Genomic DNA, 18,355 nt, shown 5'->3' on the forward strand with positions numbered 1-18,355 from the left:
GGCGGGGTGGGTCCGGTTGAGGGGGTGTCCGCGGCATGGATGCCGCGGCCAAGCCCCCAAGGGTGAGGGCGCTTTGCTTGCGAAGCACTGCTTCGCAAGCGCCCGAACGCACAGCCGCCAACGGCTGGGCCGGACCCCGGAGGGAGGTTTACGGCGACCCCCTCACCCGGACCCACCCCGCCAACCCACGGATAGCCCGCTTTTGCTTCTGAGGTTGCCGGCCAGCGGCCGGCACTACCGCGGGTGCCGGGCGCCGCCCGGCCGATAACCCCTGCTTGACCGCAACCGGGCCGCCACGGAGAATTCCGCGACTAATTCTCATTTGCTGTTGCGCAGGATGCGGGCGGCAGCCTTCCAGGCCCTCCTCCTTCGATGTTCAAGAACATCCTGTTCCAAGTGCACTGGCTGCTGGGCATCACCGCCGGTGCCATCCTGGCCGTGATGGGCCTCAGTGGTGCCGTGCTGTCCTTCGAGGACGAACTGCTGCGTGCGGCCAACCCCGGCTTTGCGGCCATCGCCGAACACCACGCCGACAGCCAGCTTCCGCTCGCGCTCAGCGAACTGGTGCCGCGGCTGCAGGCCGGCAGTGAACGCCCGCTGCAACGCCTGCGCGTCGACGCCACCGGGCAACGACCGTCGGTTGCGCGCTTTGCCGGCGGCAAGCAACACTGGGTGTATTTCGACCCGTACAGCGGCGAGCGCTTCAGTGCACTGCGCGGCCAGGCGTTCTTCGATTTCGTCGAAGACCTGCATCGCCATCTCGCGGCCGGCGAACGCGGCAAGTGGATCACCGGCAGCTGTGCGATCGCGCTGCTGTTCTTCACCCTGTCCGGGCTCTACCTGCGCTGGCCACGGCGCTGGTGGCACTGGCGCAGCTGGCTGGCGGTGGAGTGGAAACGCAGCGGCCGCGGTTTTCTGTGGAGCCTGCATTCGGTGGTCGGCACCTGGGTGCTTCTGATCTACCTGATGAGCGCGCTGACTGGCCTGTGGTGGTCATTCGACTGGTACCGCAGCGCGGCCAACAGCGTGTTGGGCGTCGCGCCGGCGGCCAAGCATACGGTGGCCATCGATGCCCCGCTGGACCTGAAACGCGTCGAAGCCACGCTGTATGCCTTGCCCGGCGTGCGCACCGGCTTCATCGACCTGCGCTTGCCGGAAAAACCGGGCCAGGCGCTCAACGTGCGGGTGATGGCCGGTGATCCAGCGCAGCGTGGTGGTCACCACGATCGCGCGCATGATCTGCTGCAGCTGGACCCGGCCAGCGGCGCGGTGCTCGATTCCCGCCCCTACGATCGCCAGGGCGCGGGCGGCCAGCTGGCCACCAGCGTGTTCGCGCTGCACTCGGGCAGCTACTTCGGCCTGCCCGGGCGCGTGGTGGTGATGCTCAGCAGCCTGGGCATGAGCCTGTTCTTCATCACCGGCTGGATGCTGTACCTGGATCGCCGCCGCAGCCAACGCGCGGCACGCGGGCTGCGCCAGTCGCTGCCGATGCCAGCCGCCACCGATGGCCATGGCGCGCCGTGGCTGGTGGTGCATGCCAGCCAGAGCGGCCTGGCCGAACAGCTCGCATGGCGTGCGGCCGCGCAGCTGCAGGCGGCCGGTAGCGCGGTGCAGGTGCTGCCGTTGTCGCGCATCGATGCCGCGAAGCTGCAGGCCACATCGCAGGCGCTGCTCGTGTTGAGCACCTTCGGCGACGGTGAACCGCCGGATGCGGCCCGACGCGCGGCACGCCTGTTGCTCGCGCAGGCACCGGACCTGTCGGGGCTGCAGTTCGGCCTGCTCGCGCTGGGGGATCGCCAGTATCCGCACTACTGCGGCTTCGGCCGCCAGGTCGATGGCTGGCTGACCGGCAACGGTGCACGTGCGCTGTTCGCGCGCATCGATGTCGATGCCGCCTCGGTGCCGGCCCTGCGCCAGTGGCAGCTGCAACTGGGTGCACTGACCGGCATCGCCACCGATGACAGTGTGCTGCCTCCGGCGACGCGGATGCACGATTGGCGCCTGCTCGGCCGCGACCGCCTCAACCCGGGCAGCATCGGCGGCGCGATCTGGCGTATCCGTCTTGCCGCACCGGCCGATGTGCAGTGGCAGGCCGGTGACATCCTGCATATCGCGCCCCGCCACAGCGCGCGGCATGCGGGTGCCGTGCTGAAGGCGCATGGACTGGATCCGCTGCAGCCGCTGCTGGTTGACGGCGCGCCACGCACGCTGCTGGCGCTGGCCAGCGAACGCGAGCTGCCGGAGGCCGATGCCGCGTTGCCCGTGCAGGATGCCTGCCTGTGGCTGTCCGGGCTGCCGATGCTGCCCGGCCGCGAGTACTCGATCGCCTCCGCCGCGAACGACGGCGAGGTGGAGCTGGTGGTCAGGCTGGTGCATGACGCCGCCGGTCGCGTCGGGCTGGGCTCGGGCTGGTTGTCGCTGCATGCGCCGATCGGCGCCAGCGTCGTGGCCCGCGTGCATCGCAATCCCGGTTTCCATCGGGTGCCTGCCGCGCCGATGGTGCTGGTCGGCAACGGCACCGGCATCGCCGGCCTGCGCAGCCTGCTGCGCGAGTCCGCGCATGCAGGCGAGCACGGGCACTGGCTGCTGTTTGGCGAGCGCCAGCGCGCGCACGACCTGCTGTTTGCCGACGAGATCGAGGCCTGGCAGGCGCAGGGCCATCTGGCGCGGGTGGACCTGGCGTTCTCGCGTGATGGCGGAGGTGGCTATGTGCAGGATCGCCTGCATGCAGCCGCCGATGTGCTGCGCGACTGGATGCAGCGTGGCGCGGTGATCCACGTCTGCGGCTCGCTGCAGGGCATGGCCGAAGGCGTGGACCAGGTGCTGCGCGCTGCACTGGGCGATGACGCGGTGGAAACGCTGCTGGAGAACGGGCGCTACCGCCGCGACGTGTACTGAGTCACAGGAGGAGTGCCGGCCGCTGGCCGGCAGGATCATGGACGTGCCGGCCAGCGGCCGGCACTACCGGGGCAGGATCAGGCCGCGGCGCGGGCCTGCCGCGCCGGCTTCAGGCGGAAGGCGCCCACCGCTTCGGCCAGGGCATGCACCTGCGCCTGCATCTGTGCAGTCGAGGCACCGGCCTCTTCCACCAGGCTGGCATTGCGCTGGGTACTGGCTTCCATCTGCACGATGGTCTGGTTCACCTGTGCGATGCCGGCATGCTGCTCCTGCGATGCGCTGCGGATGCCGGCCAGCAGGTCCGCCAGCTGCTGCACGCTGCCGACGATCTCGCCCATCGTGGTGCCGGCCTGCTCGGCCTGCTGGTTGCCCTGCCCGACACGCGCCACCGAATCCTCGATCAATCCCTTGATCTGCTTGGCCGCCTCGGCACTGCGCTGGGCCAGCAGGCGCACTTCCGCAGCCACCACCGCGAAGCTGCGGCCCTGTTCGCCGGCACGTGCCGCTTCCACCGCTGCGTTCAGTGCAAGGATGTTGGTCTGGAAGGCGATGCCATCGATCAGCTGGGTGATGTCACCGATCCGCCGCGAGGCTTCGCTGATGCCGTGCATGGTCGCCACCACCTGGCCCACGGCGTCGCCGCCGCGCTGGGCCACCGCTGCCGCACCCTTGACCAGCGCATCGGCGCGACCGGCTGCGTCGGCATTGCGGCCCACGGTGTCGGTCAGCTCATGCATCGACGCTGCGGTTTCTTCCAGGTTGGCCGCCTGCTGCTCGGTACGCTGCGACAGGTCGTGGTGGCCAGCGACGATCTCGCCAACGCCGGTATCCAGGCTGGAGGTGGCCTGCTGGATGCGGGTGACGATGCCGCCCAGCTGCGCGACGGTGGCGTTGGCATCGTCGCGCATGCGCGCGAACACGCCCTGCAGGTCGCCGTCCATGCGCACGCTGAGGTCGCCGCGTGCCAGCGCGGCCAACAGCGCCTGCAGGTCGCCGAGATTGGTTTCAAAGGTCGCCAGCAGGCGGTTGATGCTGGTCGACAGCGTGCGCACGAAGCCCTGCTTGCCGTCCAGTACGATGCGACCGTGCAGGTCACCGTGTGCGGCGGCGTCGACCAGTGCGGCCACTTCGGTTTCGAGCAGGGTTTCCAGTGCGCGGCTGCGCCATTCCACCGCCACACCGAGGAACTGTCCCTCGTCGGTGATGGGGTTGGCGATCAGCTGGTAGCGAACACCGTCGTGGCCGATCTCGCGTTCTTCGCGCTGGCGTACGCCGGCCAGGCTGGCCAGCGCCGGATGCAGGCGCACCGCATCGCTGCCCACGAGCGCGTCAACCTGCAGGTCCAGCTGCTGCAGCAACGCCGGGTTGGCGTAGGCCACCAGCCCTTCGGCATCGATCACCATCAGGCCGGTCTGTGCGCTGTCCAGCGCCTGGCGCACGCGGGTATTGCCACGCGCCACCGCGCGCTCGGTCTCGATGCGCGCACGCAGGCGCTGCTGCATGTCGACCAGGCGCTGGGCGAGTTGGCCGATCTCATCATTGGCGTTGTATACGCGCAGGGTGGTGTCCAGGCGGTCGTCGGCGATATCGCTGGCGAAGCGCAGGGTGTCCTGGATCGGCTGGCGCACCGCGCGCAGGACCAGCACCAGGCTGGTGATCAGCACGCCGGCGACCAGCAGCAGGGTCAGCGCGAACAGCACGCTCATGGTGCGCGTGCCGGCCTGCTGGCGCGCCTGCGCCTCGGCCAGCGCCGCCACCTGGGCCTGCTGGAAGGCGGCCAGCGCCGGCGCCACGCCGGCGGCGGTATCCAGCAGCGACTGTGCCTCCACATCCAAGCCGACGCGGGCGGCGGTGTAACCCAGCAAGGCGACCTGATAGGCCTCCATGCCGCTGCGCAGAGCATCCTGCACATCGGTGGACAGGCCGGCCAGCGCGAGGTCGAACGGCAGCTTCTCATCGCTGGCACGGTCAGCATGGGCAGAGTCACCGTCGAGCAGCAGCAATGCTTCCTGCCGGCGCATCTTCTGCAGGGACAGCGCCAGCAAGGGGCGCTGCAGCGCATCGACCTGCGCCTGCAGTGTGTCGGCGGCCTGCTGCAGCTGCGCGGCAAGGCCGGCATCACCCCGGCCCATCTCGTCGACCCGTTCGAACAGGGCCGCGACGCCTTGGGAGAACGCGTCCGCGGCTTCGGTCAGCACCTGCAGCGCCTTGCGCCGGCCGGCATCCATCGGTATCGCGCGCAGCGCCTGCAGGTCGGCCTGCAGTGCCTTCTGCGTGGCCAGCAACTGGTTGCGGTCAGCATCATCGAAACTGCGCGCATACTGGGTCTGCAGGCGCCGGGCTTCAGCCACGCGCGTGGCCAGGCTGGCGGCCAGGTCGCTGCCGCGCTGGTAGCTGGCCTGGTTGCGTGCGGCCTGTGCGCTGGCGTGGCCGGTCCAGGCGTAGACCGCGGCGATCGCCACCAGGCCCAGACCACAGACCCAGAGGGTTGCCTTGAGCTTGTTGGCTACGCTGAGCCGGTGCGGCTGCAGCCACAGCAGCAGGTTCGACGACAGCGCACCGGGTGACGCCGCGCGCAGGCGGGCCAGATGCGTGCGCAGGGACCGGAGGTGGGGAACGACGGCCGACATGACAGACTCCAGGCGGAAGGACGCACCTGTATCGGCATGGTTCCCGACAACTTTAGGATTGTTTTCGTGCCGCCCGGCTGCTCGCTGGCGGACGCGGCCTTTGTACCGGGCACAGGCGACGGGGGCATGACACCGGCGCTGCGCTTGACCTCAACCCCGGTTGGGGGCGCACAGTGGACGTCCCTCCCCTGCCCGGTGTCCGCATGACGACGCTCGATATCCCCCGCTACCTGCAGCGCCTGCAGCTGGATGCACCACCCCCGCTGACCCTGGCCGGCCTGACCCTTCTGCAGCAACGCCACAACGCGCTGCTGCCGTTCGAGACCCTCAGCTGCCTGCTGCGTGACGCGGTACTGATCGACCTGGACAGCGTGCAGCGCAAGTTGCTCGACGAGCGCCGGGGCGGTTACTGCTTCGAACTCAATGGCGGCCTGCTGGCATTGCTGCAGGCGCTGGGCTTCGATGCCCAGCCGCTGAGCGCGCGCGTGCTGTTGGCGGCACAGGATGGCGAGCTGACCGCACGGACCCATCTGCTGCTGCGCGTGCATGTAGAGGACGAGGACTGGCTGGTCGATGCCGGTTTCGGCAGCCTGACCCCGACCGTGCCACTGCGCCTGCACGACACCGCACCGCAGGCCACGCCACACGAGCGCTACCTGCTGCAGCGGCTGGGCGATGACGGCGATTTCGTGCTGTCAGCCGAATCCAGCGATGGCTGGCGCGCGATGTACCGCTTCGACCTGCAGGCGCCTGCGCCGATCGACAACGTGGTGGGCAACTGGTACGTGTGCACCCATCCCGACTCCAGTTTCCCGGGCCAGCTGCGCGCGTCGCTGACTGGGCCGGACTGGCGCCGCACCATCGGCAGTGGCAACTACACCGAGTACCGCCCGGGGCAAGCGCCGGACAAACGCCCGCTGCACGATGTCGGTGACGTGCGCGAGGTACTGCAGCAGCGCTTCGGCCTGCAGCTGCCGGACGACCCACGGCTGGACCCGGCGATCAATGACTGGCTGCAGCGCTCGCGCGCCGCAACACCGTAGCGTCGAGCTTGCTCGACGGAGGCGTCGGTAACGCCGTCAACAGCAGTCGAGCAAGCTCGACTCTACAGAAGCGAGAGCGACGGTGTTGGCCGGAGCGATGCCGACGGTATGTGCGCGTGTAGCGTCGAGCTTGCTCGACGGAGGCGTTGCTAGCGCCGTCAACAGCAGTCGAGCAAGCTCGACGCTACAGAACGGCCCGGGCCTGCAACGCGATGCGGTTGCCTTCGCTGTCGCGGATCTCGGCCACGCGCCAGTCGCCGGCGTCGGCCGGGCCGAAGCGCAGTTCGGCGCCGGCCTGCAGCGCACGGTCGAGGCTGGCCTCTAGATCATCGACACCGATATAGAGGCGCGCGCCCTGTTCGGAGGGCTGGTAGTCCGCCCCCTGCACCAGCGACATGCTGGCACCCGTCGCGTCATCCGAGAACGGCAGGTAGGCCATGTGGCAGTCATGCAGCAGGATCGGCTCGTCCACCACCACCTGCAGCCATTGCTGATAGAAGGCGATGGCACGGGCCAGGTCACTGGCGGGGATCTCGACATGCAGGATCGGGTTCACGGGTTTTCCTCGCGCGGCGCAGTCAGATGATGCGCAGGGTAATCGCCTTCAGTACCGCACGGGTACGATCGCGGGTGCCAAGCTTGTCGAGAATGGCGGAAACATAGTTCTTCACCGTGCCTTCGGCCAGGAACAGGCTGCGCGCGATCTCCTTGTTGCTGTAGCCGCCGGCCAGCAAGCGCAGAATCGCCACTTCGCGTTCGCCGAAGGTATCGCTGGGGGGCGCTTCGTCGTGAAAGCGGTAGCGCGCGCGCACCGGCTCGGTGCTGACCGGCATCAGCAGGGTCTCGCCGGCGGCGACGCGCTCGATCGCCTCACGCAGGTCGGCCGGCGCGGCGTCCTTCAGCAGGAAGCCCTGTGCACCAGCCTCGCTGGCACGCAGCAACAGGTCACTCTCATCGAAGGTGGTCAGCAGCAGCAGCGGCGTGGCATCGCCACGTGCGCGCAGCTGACGCAGCGCCTCGATCCCATCCAGACCGGGCATGCGGATGTCACTGAGCACCACGTCCACCGGCTGCGTGAGCAGCGCATCGAGTAGTGCCTGGCCGTCCTCGGCCTCCAGCACCACCTCCACCCCCAGACCCTGCAGCAGCGCACGCAGGCCGGCGCGGACCAGCGCCTGGTCGTCGGCCAGGGCAACACGGATCGCGGCGCCACTCATGCCGGCACCCATGCGGTCAGCAGCATGCCGCCCTGCGCGGTGCGCGCGAGTTCCAGCCGGCCATGCACCGTGGCCAGGCGCTCACGCATGCCGGCAATGCCGTTGCCTTCGCGGATGCGTTCGGCACGCTGGCCGTCATCATGGATATCAATACGCAACCGGGAATCCTCTTCGTTGATCGTCAGCCATACGGTGCCTGCGTTGCCATGCCGGGCGGCATTGGTCAGCGCTTCCTGCACCAGCCGCAGCACAGTCTCGGCCATCAGCGGATCGGTCACGCGCACGCCCTCGCCGATCCGCAGTTGCAGCTTCGGCCGTGGGAAGGGTGCGGCCAGCGCGTGCAGTGCGGTGGCCAGGTCGAGGCCGCGATCATCGCGCATCGATTGCACCACCTGGCGGATGTCAGCCAGCAGTTCGCCCGACAACTGCTCGGCCAGCACCAGGCCGTCGCGCCCGGCCAGCGCAGGATCAGCCGCCAGCGCGCGCAGGTTCAACCGCATCGCGGTGAGCTTGTGGCCCGCCACATCATGCAGTTCGCGCGCCAGGCGCAGGCGCTCGGCATCGCGGGCGCTGTCGGCCAGCAATGCGCGCGTGGCCAGAAGATCCGCGTTGACCCGGGCCAGGTCATCGCGGGCCAGGGCCGTGCTGCGTGCGTAGTGTGCGGTCAGTGCGGCGAACGCCTGGAAGCCGCCGTACAGCAGCACCACCAGCAGCGGCTGGCTGAAGCCACTGTGGCGCAGCACCGCATACATCGCCAGGTTGGCCAGCAGCGCGACACCCAGCACGAAGCGCGGCGGCCAGTGCTCGGCCAACTGCGCGACCAGCACCACCAGCAGCACGGGGGCGGTGCCGGTGCGCGGCTGCAACGCGACCAAGGCGACCGCCAGCAGCGCCTGCAACACGGCAGCGACCGCGCGCACACGCGACGGCATCGACGCCCAGCCGTGCAGCACGAACAGCAACAGGAACCCAGCAAGCAACAGCAGGCTGGGGGCGGCCTCGCCGCGCTGCACCGCGAATGACAGGCCGACCGCCAGCACGGTCACCAGACCGGCAAGGCTGAGCGGACGCAACAGGTGGCGGAGCAGGCTGGGCATGGCCAGATGCTGACGGCCGCGCCTGCCGTCGGCAATGGGTCCAGCGCAGAAAGTGACTTCTGGCACGTCGAATCGATGACCACTGGCCCTGAAACCAGCCCCACGCCCCGCGCAGACTGGCCCCACTCCACAACACACCGCCCACTTCCGGAGCCACTGCCATGATCCGTACCGCCCTGCTCAGCACCGTCCTGACCGCCCTGGCCCTGGCCGGCGGCGCCCACGCCGCCGATCTGGCCGTGACCGTACACGATGTCCGCGTGCAGACCGGTACGCTGCGCGTTGCCCTGGTCGACAACGCCACCGCCTGGGACGGCAAGGCTGCGCCCATGCAGGCGCAGCAGGCCAGGCCCAGTGGCGACAGTGCCCACTTCGTATTCAAGAACGTGCCCGCAGGCAGCTACGCGGTGCTGCTCACCCACGACGAGAACGACAACGGCAAACTCGACACCAACCTGGTCGGCATGCCGGTGGAAGGCTATGGCTTCAGCAACAACCCGCAGGTGATGCGCAAGCCGACCTTCGACGAAGCGCGCGTCGACGTGCCGGCCGCCGGTGCCGCCATCGACATCACCCTGCGCTGATTCCTGCATCCAGACCCGAGGCCATCATGGACCGTCGCCGCTTCCTTCGTACCCTGCTCAGCAGCAGTGCCTGCCTGGCGCTTGGCGCCACCGCCCTGCGCAGCGCCCCCGCCTTCGCCGGCGACCCCGCGCACTTCGCGCAGGGCCTGCAGGAGCACCCGTGGCTGCTCGGCTGGCGCAGCGTCAGCAGCGAAAGCCTCGGCCCGGCCACCGTGCAGCTGCAGGGCCGGCTGCCGGCCGGGCTGGCCGGTACGCTGTACCGCAACGGCCCGGCCTGGACCGAGCGCGATGGCTTCCGCTATGACCACTGGTTCGACGGCGACGGCATGGTGCATGGCTGGCGCTTCAACGGCGATGGCAGCCTGACCCACCACGGGCGCATGGTGGCCACACCGAAGTTCAGCCGTGAACAGAAGGCCGGCCGCTTCCAGTACCCGGCGGCGGGCACCAGCGTCCCCGGTGCACTGGCGGTGCGCAACAACGACGATGCCAACGTCGCCAACACCTCGGTGACGATGATCAACGGCCGCCTGTTCGCGCTGTGCGAATCCGGCTCGGCGTTCGAGGTGGACCCCGATTCACTGCAGACCCTTGGGCCCGTCACCTGGCGCCCGGACCTGGCCGCGCTGCCATTCTCCGCCCATCCCCTGCCCGACCGCGACGGCAGCGTGTGGAACTTCGGCTCGATCAGCCTGATGGGCGGCCACGGCCTGTTGGTCTGGCACATCGGCAAGGACGGTCAGCTGCGCAGCGCCAACGTGATCGAAACGCCGGAGCACGGCTACCTGCATGCCTTCGCCATGACCGAACAGCATCTCGTTTTCGTGCTGATGCCGTTCGACTTCACCGGCACCGGCGGCAGCTTCTTCGAACGCATGCAGTTCGCACCGCAGCGCGCGGCGCGCATCGCGGTAGTCGCCAAGGATGCACCGGACAAGGCGCAATGGTTCGAGGCGCCGTTCGCGGCGATCTACCACTTCGGCGATGCGTTCACCCGCGACGGCGGCATCGTGCTGCGCGCCGTGCGCCACGACGACATCAACGAAGCGCGCTCACCGATGAAGGAAGCAATGGCCGGCGATGGGGCACATGCGGCCAATAGTGGTGCCAGCCTGGTCGAGCTGCACCTGGACCTGCGCCGTGGCCAGGCGCGCTGGGAGTCGCTGGGCATCAGCGCGGTGGAGTTTCCGCTGTTCGATCCGCGCTCGGCCAACACCCGTGGTGCGCGGCTTTACGCGCCCACCATCGATGGTCCGGCCAACGCGCCCTACTTCAACGCCGTGGCTGCATTCGACATCGAGCGGGGCCGCCGCCAGTTGTGGCACTACGGGCCGGACATCATGGCCGAGGAACACGTATTCGTTCCGCGCCCGGGCAGCCGCAACGCCGACGACGGCTGGCTGATCGGCACCCTGCTCGATCCGGTGAACACGCGCAGTGGCCTGGCCGTACTCGATGCGCGTCACCTGGACGATGGCCCGATTGCACAGGCCTGGCTGCCCTACGCGGTGCCGCTGGGCTTCCACGGCACGTTCGCCGCGCGCGGCTGAGTGCACGCCGCGCGGACACCGGCGCAGGCATGCTGGGGTTCCCCTTCCTACGGAGCCCGGCATGTCCCTGGCAGACCATCGAAGCGCGCTGGCACCGCAGGGATTCCTGCGCGTGGCGATCAACCTGGGCAATCCGGTGCTGGCACAGGGAGACGCGCGTTCGCCGCGTGGCCCCACGCTGGAACTGGCCACCGCATTGGCGCAACGGATGGGGGTGCAGGCCCGCTTCACCTGTCACGACGCAGCAGCCTCGGTGGTTGCTGCGGCCAACCAGGACGAATGGGACCTGGCCTTCCTGGCGATTGATCCGGCGCGGGCGGACCGCATCGCCTTCAGCGCGCCGTATGTGGAGATCGAAGGCACCTACCTGGTGCGTGCGGACAGCCCGGCGCATCGGGTGGCCGACCTGGACCACGATGGCCTGCGCATCGCGGTGGGCCGCGGCGCTGCCTACGACCTGTTCCTCAGTCGCGAGCTGCGCCACGCCACGATCGAACGCGCCGGCACGTCTGCGGCCGCCATTGACCTGTTCGACCAGCAGCACCTGGATGCTGCCGCCGGCGTGCGCCAGCCACTGGAAACCTGGGCGCGGTCGCATCCCGGCCACCGCGTGCTGGCCGATCGCTTCACCGTGATCCAGCAGGCGGTGGCGGCGCCAGCCTCGCGCCCGGCCGATGCGTTGCAGGCGCTCCTCAACGAGGTGGAAGTGATCAAAGCCGGGCCGCTGCTGGTTGAAGCGTTGGCGCGCGCCGGGCATGCGGTCACGCTGGTGCGGTGATTGTAGAGTCGAGCTTGCTCGACTGCCTGTGCGCGAAGACAGTCGAGCAAGCTCGACTCTACAGCTGCGGGTTCAAGCACGGCTCGACGCCACAGATGCGGTGGTCGAGCGAGCTCGACGTTACAGATGTGCGTCTGCCATGTGCCGCACGTGTTCGGCGGCCTGCGCGTGCAGCCAGTCGCGGAAGGCGAGGAAGCCGCGATGGCTGGCCGAGCGTTGCGGGTACACCAGCCAATGCGGCCACGCCGTCTTCAGGCGCTGGCTGGACAGCGCCACCAGCTGGCCGGATTCCAGCAACAGGCGCGCCCGCGTCACCCGTCCCAGCGCCACGCCCACCCCGTCCAGCGCCGCACGGTGGTGGGCCTCCGAATCATCCAGTACCGCCACGAAGCGCGGCGGCGGGCTTTGCCCGCTCAACGCGAACCACGCGCCCCACGCGCCATCGGGATCACCGAGCAGCGGCCACTGGGTCAGCGGCACGCGGTCGATTCCGCCCATGCGCTCGATCAGCGCAGGGCTGGCCATCGGCAGCAGCCACTCGTCGAACAGCGGTTCCACCACCAGCCCCGGCCAGTGCCCGGTGCCCAGCCGCAGCGCGGCGTCGAACTGCCGCTGCCGCTCGAAGTCGACCAGCCGTTCACTCGACTGCAGGTTGATCTCGATCTGCGGGTGCGCAGCCACGAAGTGGCCCAGGCGTGGCACCAGCCAGGCCGAGGCCATCGATGGCACCGCGCTGATCGTCAGCACGTGCTCGGCGCGCGCCGCATAGGGCTGGAAGGCCTCGTTGATCGCGTCCAGATGCGGGCCGACCTGCTCCAGCAGGCGCTGCCCTTCCAGCGTAAGGGTGACACCTCGTGCCTGGCGGATCAGCAGCGGCTGGCCGAGGCGCTCTTCCAGCTGGCGCATCTGATGGCTGAGTGCGCTGACCGTCAGGTTCATCGATGCCGCCGCACGCGACAGGTTGCCGAGCCGGGCGGCAGCCACGAAACCCTGCAGTGCATGGAGGGGCGGTCGGGACATCAGGCTTGAATTCCTCTCAAGGCGCGCTTGCGGAAATGTCGCTTTTTGCACGTCCATGCTGCCCGTATCGTGCAATCCACTCAAGTGGAGGCACGCTCATGAACATCTTCAGCAGCCTGTTGTTCCTGCACGGTCACGTGGCCAACGCCGAGCTGGCCCGGCGGCTGGCCAGCCCGGTCCCGCCGCCCAGCAGCACTCCCGCTGTTGCCGGCCGCTGGCCGGCAACCTCGCCAACCGGGCAGCCCGCAGCTGCCGGCCGCTGCCCGGCACGCCCCTAACGCTGCAGCGCCTCCTGCACCGCGGCCGCCACATCGGTGTTGTCGATGTAGCGGCCGTCGTTCCAGCGCACATGCTGGCGATAGCCGTCATCGACGCCACGCACGCGTTTTGCAAGCAGCTCCGCGCCCGCGCCCTTGGCCCACAGCGGCACCAGCGCATTGGAGTGGTTGCCGGTGGGGCGGAAGCTCATCCCCGGCATGCGACCGCGGCCGTTGTTGCGCACCGGCTGGAAGGCGACGTCCTGTGCATCGGGGCCCATCGGCATGCTGTTGTCGTGATCGGTGGTGACGATCAGCAGGTTGCGCTCCCAACCACCGTTGCGTTCAATCCAGTCCACCACCGCCGCCACCGCATCGTTGAACTCCGCGGTTTCCTCGATCAGGCGGCCGTACTGCGGCTGGTCGCTGCATTGGCCGTAGTGCCATTCGGTGCCGCAGGCACTGGTGTGCGCGGCCCAGTCGGTGGCGCCGCCTTCCACCATCAGGAACAGGCCCTCCGAAGAGCGCTGCTGCAGGAACCGCAGTGCACCGCGGGTCATGGTCGCAAGATCCGGCACGCTGTCGATCTTCCTTACGCCCGAGGGCATGGACGCATCCTTGCCCAGCACCTGCAGCTGGCGAGCCTGCTGCAGCGTGTTGGCCACGCGTGGCACGCCGATCAGCGGCCGGTCGGCCTGCAGCTGGCCCTGCGCCAGCGCGGCGAATTCCTCCTTGCCGCGGATCAGGCGCCACGGCCCCGACGGGTTGCCGCCAATGGTTCGACCCTCTTCCAGCTGCTGCCAATCCTGCTGCGACACCCACTCCCACGGAGTCGCGCAGCCTTCGGCCTGCGCTGCATCCGTGTTCGGCCCACAGGCCAGGCCATCAACGCTGTAGCCGGGGCCACCGGTGCCCATCACCAGGTCCATGTGGCCCTGTGCCAGCATCTGGTGGGCGATGGCGTGGTAGTCGTTGCGCGATGCGTTCTGCGCCGCGAACGCTGCCGGCGTGGCGTGCGCGAACGGCACCGAGGTCACCACACCGGTCGCCATGCCCAGGCGCTTGGCGCGCAGCGTATTGAACTCGACCGGATTGCCATCGTTGTTGTAGTTGATGGCGTTGTTGTAGGTCTTGATGCCCGAGGACAACGCGGTGCCCGCGGCCGCACTGTCGGTCGCCACCGCCGCCAGGTACTGGTAGCCCACGAACGGCAGGTCCGGCGCTGGCACCGGTTCGGTATCCCAGGCCTTGCCCGCGTCGTAGCCGAGGGTCTGTGCGTTGTCGCCGGTCGGCTGGCTGCTGGAATTCAACGGGAACGTGGTCACCGCCAGGCGCTGCGGGAAATCCGCATAGGGGGCACCTTCACGGCTGCCGTACTGCCAGTAGGCGGCGCCATCCCAGGTACCCCAACCGGCGCCGTCGTTGATCATCACGATCACGTTGTGCGGGCGCGCTTCAGCGGAAGGCACAGCCTCGGCGCGCAGGTTGGGCTGGCAGCCCGCCAGCGCTGCCAGCGCGATCAGCAACGAGGAATGGAGCCAGCGGCGTGGCGCGTGTGCAGTCATCGGATATCCCGTCGGGCCAGCGGCGGCCCACAATGACGATACGTTATATCGTTTCAATGTTGCAGCTTCATGCAGCCGCCGCGCACTATCCTGCGGCTCTCCATTGCCACCGCATCATCCATGTCCCTCCCCGTTCCAGAGCGCGCGCCGCTGTCCTCGATCACCCTGGATGCGGCCACCTTCGCGGTGATCCACCAGCACAACGCTGAAACCGCGCGGCAACCGGCATCACTGACCAAGCTGATGACCGCCTACGCCGCGTATGCATGCGTCGAAGAAGGCGGGCGCGCATGGGACGAAGCGGTCACTATTGCCAGCGACGATGTGCATGCGGTGGCCGATGACGAAACGCGCATGGGCCTGGTGCCTGGCGAAAAAATTGCTCTGGCACGCCTGCTGGAAGGCTTGATGATCGTCTCCGGCAACGACGCTGCATTGGCGATCGCGCGCCATCTGGACGGATCGCAGGCCGCATTCCTCGATCGCATGAACCGGCATGCGCGCCAGCTTGGCCTGCGCAGCACCTGGTTTGCCAGCGTCTCCGGCATCACCACCCCGCACCATGCCTCCAGCGCGCGCGACATGGCAGTGCTGGCCGCCTGCCTGCTGAACGATCATCCGCAGATTCTGGCAATCACCGCACAGCGCGCGTTCGCGCATGGCCGCTTCAGCCGCAACAACCAGAACGCCCTGCTTGGCGAGCACGGCGTGGATGGATTGAAGACCGGCTACACCCGGGCCGCAGGCTTCTGCCTGGCCGCCACCGCATGCCGCACGGTGCCCGGGCGGGCGCAGCCGGTGCGGCTGATTACCGTGGTACTGGGTTCTGAAAGCCGCGACGCGCGCGACGCGCTGGTGCGCGCACAGCTGGACGCAGGGTTCGCCGCGCTGGCCGGCACCAAGGCCGACGCCTGAGCTGCCGCACGGCTCAGCGCCGCTTGACGGTCGCCACGATCAGCCGCTGCAGTTCTGCCTCGGCCCCGGCCTTGTCCAGCGCGCCGGCAACCACGCCCTCTGAAAGGGCCTCAGCCGCGCCGAGGATGGCCCATCGCCCCGCCAGGGGCACGGCCCCCTCAGCGGCGAACGGGCCCAGCCAGACCTGGCAGTTGTCGATGAAATCCTGCTGGTAGCGCCGGCGCACCTCGTGCAGCTCCGGCGCGCCGACCAGCGCGGCGAGGATGCCCTGCACTTCACTGCCCTGGCTGAGGATGCAGTCGATGTAGCCGGAGGCGATGGCCGCCGCACGATCGGCCAGCTGCGCCCTGGCGCGGCCGATGCGCTCGTGGAAGACCACGGTCTGCCGCCCGTCATAGTCGTCGTAGAGCGCCGCCAGCAGTCCATTGCGGGTCACGAAGTGATCGTAGGCCACCGGCTTGGTCACGCCCGCCGCCTCGGCCAGGCGTCCCAGCGTCAGTGCATCGGTGCCTTCCTCGCCGACCAGCGCCCAGGCCACGTCCAGCAACTGGCGGGCGCGTTGCCCGCGGGTCAGTCGGCGGCGTGTGGGAGCGGGCGTGGCAGGCATCGGCAGGGCACGGCAATCAGCGCATCGGAGTACCGATTTTACGGCCGATCTCCGCTGCCGACTGCAGATGCGCCCCGGCTGCGCCGGAATCGGCATCCAGCAGCAGTTCGGATGACAGCACGCGCGCACCGCAGTAGTCGAAGATGCCCATGTCGATCTGGGTTTTCATCGCCGCCCCATAGCCGCGCCGCTCGATCATCTCCGCGCCGGCGCCGCCCACCCCGACCAGGTGCACGCGCAACCGCTGCAGCTTCTTCTGCACCTTGCCGTCGGCGCCCTCCTGGTAGGCCCAGCCCTGGGTGAACACACGGTCGATCCAACCCTTCAGCAGCGCGGGGAAAGACCACCAGTACAGCGGGTAGACCAGTACCAGCGTGTCGGCCGCATCCAGCCGCGCCTGCTCGGCGGCGACATCGGCCGGCGCAGCGCCGGTGCCGCGGAACAGCGCCTGGTCCTGCAGGCTGAAGCGCGGATCGAAGCCCTCGGCCATCAGATCGGCGTGGGCCACGCTGTTGCCGGCATCGGCTGCGCCGATGGCCTCGCCGATGCGCCCGGCGATGGCGTGGGTCAACGAGGAAGGATCAGGATGGGCGATGACAATGAGGCTGTGCATGGGGCGATCTCTGGAATTCACTACCTACCAATGGTAAGTAATGAATGGCCTCGCACCAGCCCCATTGATGGGACGCTGTTTCCGCATCCACCGTATAGTGCGGCGCTCGCCCGTGAGATGCCCGCCGATGCACCGACACCTGCTTGCCCCGCTGCTGGCCCTGCTGATGACGATGGCCGTTCCATCCGCCGTGGCCGGTGAACTCGGTCCGGAAGATTCCGCCGCCCTGCGCAGGGAGGTGCAGGCGATGATGGACGCCTTCGCCCGCGGCGATACCGACCTGATCATCGCGCGTACACATCCCAGCCTGAAGCTGGCTGCCGGTGGCGATGAGGCCTATGCGCGGATGACGCGCGACACCGTAAAGCAACTGCACAAGGCGGGCGTCACCATCGTCAGCGACGAGGCGGGCGTGCCTGGGCGCACCTACGCCGCCGGCGACGAGGAAGTCTGCTTCGTGCCACGCCAATCACTGCTGCGCGTGCGCGACGCGCCGATGCGCAGCACCTCGTTCATGGTCGCCGTACGCCGGGTGGGCACGACGCAGTGGAGCTATCTGGACGGTGCCGCGCTGCTGGACAACCCCGCGCTGCTGCGGCAGCTGCTGCCGGCGCTGGAACCGGGGGTGGTAGTGCCGAAGGGCGGGATGGAAGCGCTGTAGTCGCTGGCGCATCCCTCCAGGCACGGTGTGGATCCACGGACCGCCCTGCAGAACCGGGCCCACTCCGGATTTCCGTCAACGGAACAGCGCGTTCAACGCCGCGCCCGAGGCCGCCTGCTGCAGGCCATCGAAGCAGCCGTCCTGCACGATCGGTTGGGGCGCCTGCATCAAGCCGCCCCACGCCGCGCGGGCCAGTGCGCCACCGAGGCTGACCCGGCGCACGCCGAGTGCGGCGATGTCCCGCAGGCGCATGGGCGTCGGTCCACCCACCAGCAGGTTCACCGGCTTCGATCCTGCCGCGGCCACCACCGCGCTGATCTGCTCACGCGTGCTGATGCCCGGCGCGTACAGCACGTCGGCACCGGCCTCGGCATAGGCGCGCAGGCGCTGCAGAGTGTCCTGCAGGTCCGGCACCCCCACGAAGAAGTTCTCTGCACGGCCTACCAGCAGCACATCGCCGCCCGCATGGTCGATCGCCACACGGGCCGCACGCAGGCGCTCGACCGCCTGTTCGATCGGGCGCAGCGGTGCATCGGCCACACCGCTGGCATCCTCGATCGACAATGCCGCGACGCCGGTATCGATCGCCGCTGCCACCGCCTCTCCCACCTCCGTTGGCGTGGCACCGAAGCCATCACCGAAGTCGGCGTTCACCGGCAGTGGCGTCGCCCCCACCATCAGGCGCAGATGCTCCAGCGTGGCCTGCAGCGAAACCGCACCATCCGGCCGCCCCTCGCTCCAGGCACAGCCGGCACTGGTGGTCGCCAGGGCCAGGAATCCCTGCCGCTGCAGGTAGCGCGCACTGCCCACGTCCCACGGATTGGGCAGCACGAAGCAGCCCTGCGCATGCAGTTGGCGGAAGGCCGCGCGCCTGCGCGGGATGTCGGCGTCGATCGAGGTCATGGCGGGCTCCGGTACGG

The 18,355-nt window shown here is 69.0% G+C and carries 17 protein-coding genes; 8 read left to right on the forward strand and 9 right to left on the reverse strand.

Going from position 1 to position 18,355, the window contains the following annotated elements:
• The first annotated feature begins 372 nt into the window (after positions 1-372).
• A complete protein-coding gene (locus N5C18_RS03670; protein WP_279943857.1) occupies positions 373-2,898 on the forward strand; it encodes a sulfite reductase flavoprotein subunit alpha in 2,526 nt (841 codons plus the stop codon).
• 77 nt (positions 2,899-2,975) lie between these two features.
• Here the strand turns inward: N5C18_RS03670 and N5C18_RS03675 are convergent, their stop codons facing one another.
• Positions 2,976-5,528, reverse strand: coding sequence for a methyl-accepting chemotaxis protein (locus tag N5C18_RS03675; RefSeq protein ID WP_279943858.1), 2,553 nt, complete (start codon positions 5,526-5,528; stop codon positions 2,976-2,978).
• Positions 5,529-5,731: 203 nt separating this feature from the next.
• Between N5C18_RS03675 and N5C18_RS03680 the strand changes: the two genes are divergently transcribed.
• Positions 5,732-6,571: an arylamine N-acetyltransferase gene (locus N5C18_RS03680; RefSeq protein ID WP_279943859.1), complete on the forward strand. Its 840-nt coding sequence runs from the start codon at positions 5,732-5,734 to the stop codon at positions 6,569-6,571.
• 184 nt (positions 6,572-6,755) lie between these two features.
• Here the strand turns inward: N5C18_RS03680 and N5C18_RS03685 are convergent, their stop codons facing one another.
• From N5C18_RS03685 to N5C18_RS03695, 3 genes are read right to left on the reverse strand one after another with little or no spacing between them, the layout of a single operon-like run.
• Positions 6,756-7,127, reverse strand: a complete 372-nt coding sequence (locus N5C18_RS03685; RefSeq protein WP_279943860.1) for a VOC family protein — start codon at positions 7,125-7,127, stop codon at positions 6,756-6,758.
• Between the two features lie 22 nt (positions 7,128-7,149).
• A complete protein-coding gene (locus N5C18_RS03690) occupies positions 7,150-7,788 on the reverse strand; it encodes a response regulator transcription factor (RefSeq protein ID WP_279943861.1) in 639 nt (212 codons plus the stop codon).
• Positions 7,785-8,885: a histidine kinase gene (locus N5C18_RS03695; RefSeq protein ID WP_279943862.1), complete on the reverse strand. Its 1,101-nt coding sequence runs from the start codon at positions 8,883-8,885 to the stop codon at positions 7,785-7,787. The genes N5C18_RS03690 and N5C18_RS03695 overlap by 4 nt, the downstream gene beginning before the upstream one ends.
• A gap of 161 nt (positions 8,886-9,046) precedes the next feature.
• On the opposite strand from N5C18_RS03695, the gene N5C18_RS03700 reads away from it, so the two are divergent.
• The 3 genes from N5C18_RS03700 to N5C18_RS03710 all read left to right on the forward strand — a co-directional run bounded on the left by N5C18_RS03700 (position 9,047) and on the right by N5C18_RS03710 (position 11,797).
• On the forward strand, positions 9,047-9,469 hold the full coding sequence (locus N5C18_RS03700) for a DUF2141 domain-containing protein (RefSeq protein ID WP_279943863.1): 423 nt from the start codon (positions 9,047-9,049) through the stop codon (positions 9,467-9,469).
• Positions 9,470-9,495: 26 nt separating this feature from the next.
• Positions 9,496-11,019, forward strand: a complete 1,524-nt coding sequence (locus tag N5C18_RS03705) for a carotenoid oxygenase family protein (RefSeq protein WP_053510999.1) — start codon at positions 9,496-9,498, stop codon at positions 11,017-11,019.
• Positions 11,020-11,080: 61 nt separating this feature from the next.
• The gene (locus tag N5C18_RS03710; RefSeq protein ID WP_279943864.1) at positions 11,081-11,797 is read left to right on the forward strand and encodes an ABC transporter substrate-binding protein; all 717 of its coding nucleotides are present in this window, start codon (positions 11,081-11,083) and stop codon (positions 11,795-11,797) included.
• 120 nt (positions 11,798-11,917) lie between these two features.
• Here the strand turns inward: N5C18_RS03710 and N5C18_RS03715 are convergent, their stop codons facing one another.
• Positions 11,918-12,817 (reverse strand): LysR substrate-binding domain-containing protein, encoded by a 900-nt coding sequence (locus N5C18_RS03715; RefSeq protein WP_053510995.1) that lies wholly within the window; start codon positions 12,815-12,817, stop codon positions 11,918-11,920.
• Between the two features lie 98 nt (positions 12,818-12,915).
• Between N5C18_RS03715 and N5C18_RS03720 the strand changes: the two genes are divergently transcribed.
• The gene (locus tag N5C18_RS03720) at positions 12,916-13,095 is read left to right on the forward strand and encodes a hypothetical protein (RefSeq protein ID WP_053510993.1); all 180 of its coding nucleotides are present in this window, start codon (positions 12,916-12,918) and stop codon (positions 13,093-13,095) included.
• Here the strand turns inward: N5C18_RS03720 and N5C18_RS03725 are convergent.
• Complete coding sequence (locus tag N5C18_RS03725) at positions 13,092-14,639, reverse strand: alkaline phosphatase (protein WP_279943865.1); 1,548 nt, start codon at positions 14,637-14,639, stop codon at positions 13,092-13,094. The genes N5C18_RS03720 and N5C18_RS03725 overlap by 4 nt on opposite strands.
• A 120-nt stretch (positions 14,640-14,759) precedes the next feature.
• On the opposite strand from N5C18_RS03725, the gene N5C18_RS03730 reads away from it, so the two are divergent.
• A complete protein-coding gene (locus tag N5C18_RS03730) occupies positions 14,760-15,554 on the forward strand; it encodes a D-alanyl-D-alanine carboxypeptidase (protein ID WP_279943866.1) in 795 nt (264 codons plus the stop codon).
• A 13-nt stretch (positions 15,555-15,567) separates the two neighbouring features.
• Here N5C18_RS03730 and N5C18_RS03735 read toward each other — a convergent pair whose 3' ends face one another.
• Positions 15,568-16,161, reverse strand: coding sequence for a TetR/AcrR family transcriptional regulator (locus N5C18_RS03735; RefSeq protein ID WP_053510987.1), 594 nt, complete (start codon positions 16,159-16,161; stop codon positions 15,568-15,570).
• Positions 16,162-16,177: 16 nt separating this feature from the next.
• Positions 16,178-16,774 (reverse strand): NAD(P)H-dependent oxidoreductase, encoded by a 597-nt coding sequence (locus tag N5C18_RS03740; protein ID WP_053510985.1) that lies wholly within the window; start codon positions 16,772-16,774, stop codon positions 16,178-16,180.
• 127 nt (positions 16,775-16,901) lie between these two features.
• On the opposite strand from N5C18_RS03740, the gene N5C18_RS03745 reads away from it, so the two are divergent.
• Complete coding sequence (locus tag N5C18_RS03745; RefSeq protein WP_164086843.1) at positions 16,902-17,435, forward strand: hypothetical protein; 534 nt, start codon at positions 16,902-16,904, stop codon at positions 17,433-17,435.
• 75 nt (positions 17,436-17,510) lie between these two features.
• Here N5C18_RS03745 and N5C18_RS03750 read toward each other — a convergent pair whose 3' ends face one another.
• Complete coding sequence (locus tag N5C18_RS03750; protein WP_279943868.1) at positions 17,511-18,338, reverse strand: isocitrate lyase/phosphoenolpyruvate mutase family protein; 828 nt, start codon at positions 18,336-18,338, stop codon at positions 17,511-17,513.
• Between the last annotated feature and the right edge of the window lie 17 nt (positions 18,339-18,355).

The sequence above is a fragment of the Stenotrophomonas sp. GD03930 genome, from assembly GCF_029839665.1.
Classification (GTDB): Bacteria; Pseudomonadota; Gammaproteobacteria; order Xanthomonadales; family Xanthomonadaceae; genus Stenotrophomonas; species Stenotrophomonas forensis.

What these genes read in the sequence shown, in the direction of transcription:
- N5C18_RS03720 (WP_053510993.1), top strand. Translation starts at nt 12,916, where the DNA reads ATGAACATCTTCAGCAGCCTGTTGTTCCTGCACGGTCACGTGGCCAAC.
- N5C18_RS03700 (WP_279943863.1), top strand. Translation starts at nt 9,047, where the DNA reads ATGATCCGTACCGCCCTGCTCAGCACCGTCCTGACCGCCCTGGCCCTG.
- N5C18_RS03705 (WP_053510999.1), top strand. Translation starts at nt 9,496, where the DNA reads ATGGACCGTCGCCGCTTCCTTCGTACCCTGCTCAGCAGCAGTGCCTGC.
- N5C18_RS03725 (WP_279943865.1), bottom strand. Translation starts at nt 14,639, where the DNA reads ATGACTGCACACGCGCCACGCCGCTGGCTCCATTCCTCGTTGCTGATC.
- N5C18_RS03670 (WP_279943857.1), top strand. Translation starts at nt 373, where the DNA reads ATGTTCAAGAACATCCTGTTCCAAGTGCACTGGCTGCTGGGCATCACC.
- N5C18_RS03695 (WP_279943862.1), bottom strand. Translation starts at nt 8,885, where the DNA reads ATGCCCAGCCTGCTCCGCCACCTGTTGCGTCCGCTCAGCCTTGCCGGT.
- N5C18_RS03680 (WP_279943859.1), top strand. Translation starts at nt 5,732, where the DNA reads ATGACGACGCTCGATATCCCCCGCTACCTGCAGCGCCTGCAGCTGGAT.
- N5C18_RS03740 (WP_053510985.1), bottom strand. Translation starts at nt 16,774, where the DNA reads ATGCACAGCCTCATTGTCATCGCCCATCCTGATCCTTCCTCGTTGACC.
- N5C18_RS03745 (WP_164086843.1), top strand. Translation starts at nt 16,902, where the DNA reads ATGCACCGACACCTGCTTGCCCCGCTGCTGGCCCTGCTGATGACGATG.
- N5C18_RS03690 (WP_279943861.1), bottom strand. Translation starts at nt 7,788, where the DNA reads ATGAGTGGCGCCGCGATCCGTGTTGCCCTGGCCGACGACCAGGCGCTG.
- N5C18_RS03735 (WP_053510987.1), bottom strand. Translation starts at nt 16,161, where the DNA reads ATGCCTGCCACGCCCGCTCCCACACGCCGCCGACTGACCCGCGGGCAA.
- N5C18_RS03730 (WP_279943866.1), top strand. Translation starts at nt 14,760, where the DNA reads ATGTCCCTCCCCGTTCCAGAGCGCGCGCCGCTGTCCTCGATCACCCTG.
- N5C18_RS03675 (WP_279943858.1), bottom strand. Translation starts at nt 5,528, where the DNA reads ATGTCGGCCGTCGTTCCCCACCTCCGGTCCCTGCGCACGCATCTGGCC.
- N5C18_RS03710 (WP_279943864.1), top strand. Translation starts at nt 11,081, where the DNA reads ATGTCCCTGGCAGACCATCGAAGCGCGCTGGCACCGCAGGGATTCCTG.
- N5C18_RS03750 (WP_279943868.1), bottom strand. Translation starts at nt 18,338, where the DNA reads ATGACCTCGATCGACGCCGACATCCCGCGCAGGCGCGCGGCCTTCCGC.
- N5C18_RS03715 (WP_053510995.1), bottom strand. Translation starts at nt 12,817, where the DNA reads ATGTCCCGACCGCCCCTCCATGCACTGCAGGGTTTCGTGGCTGCCGCC.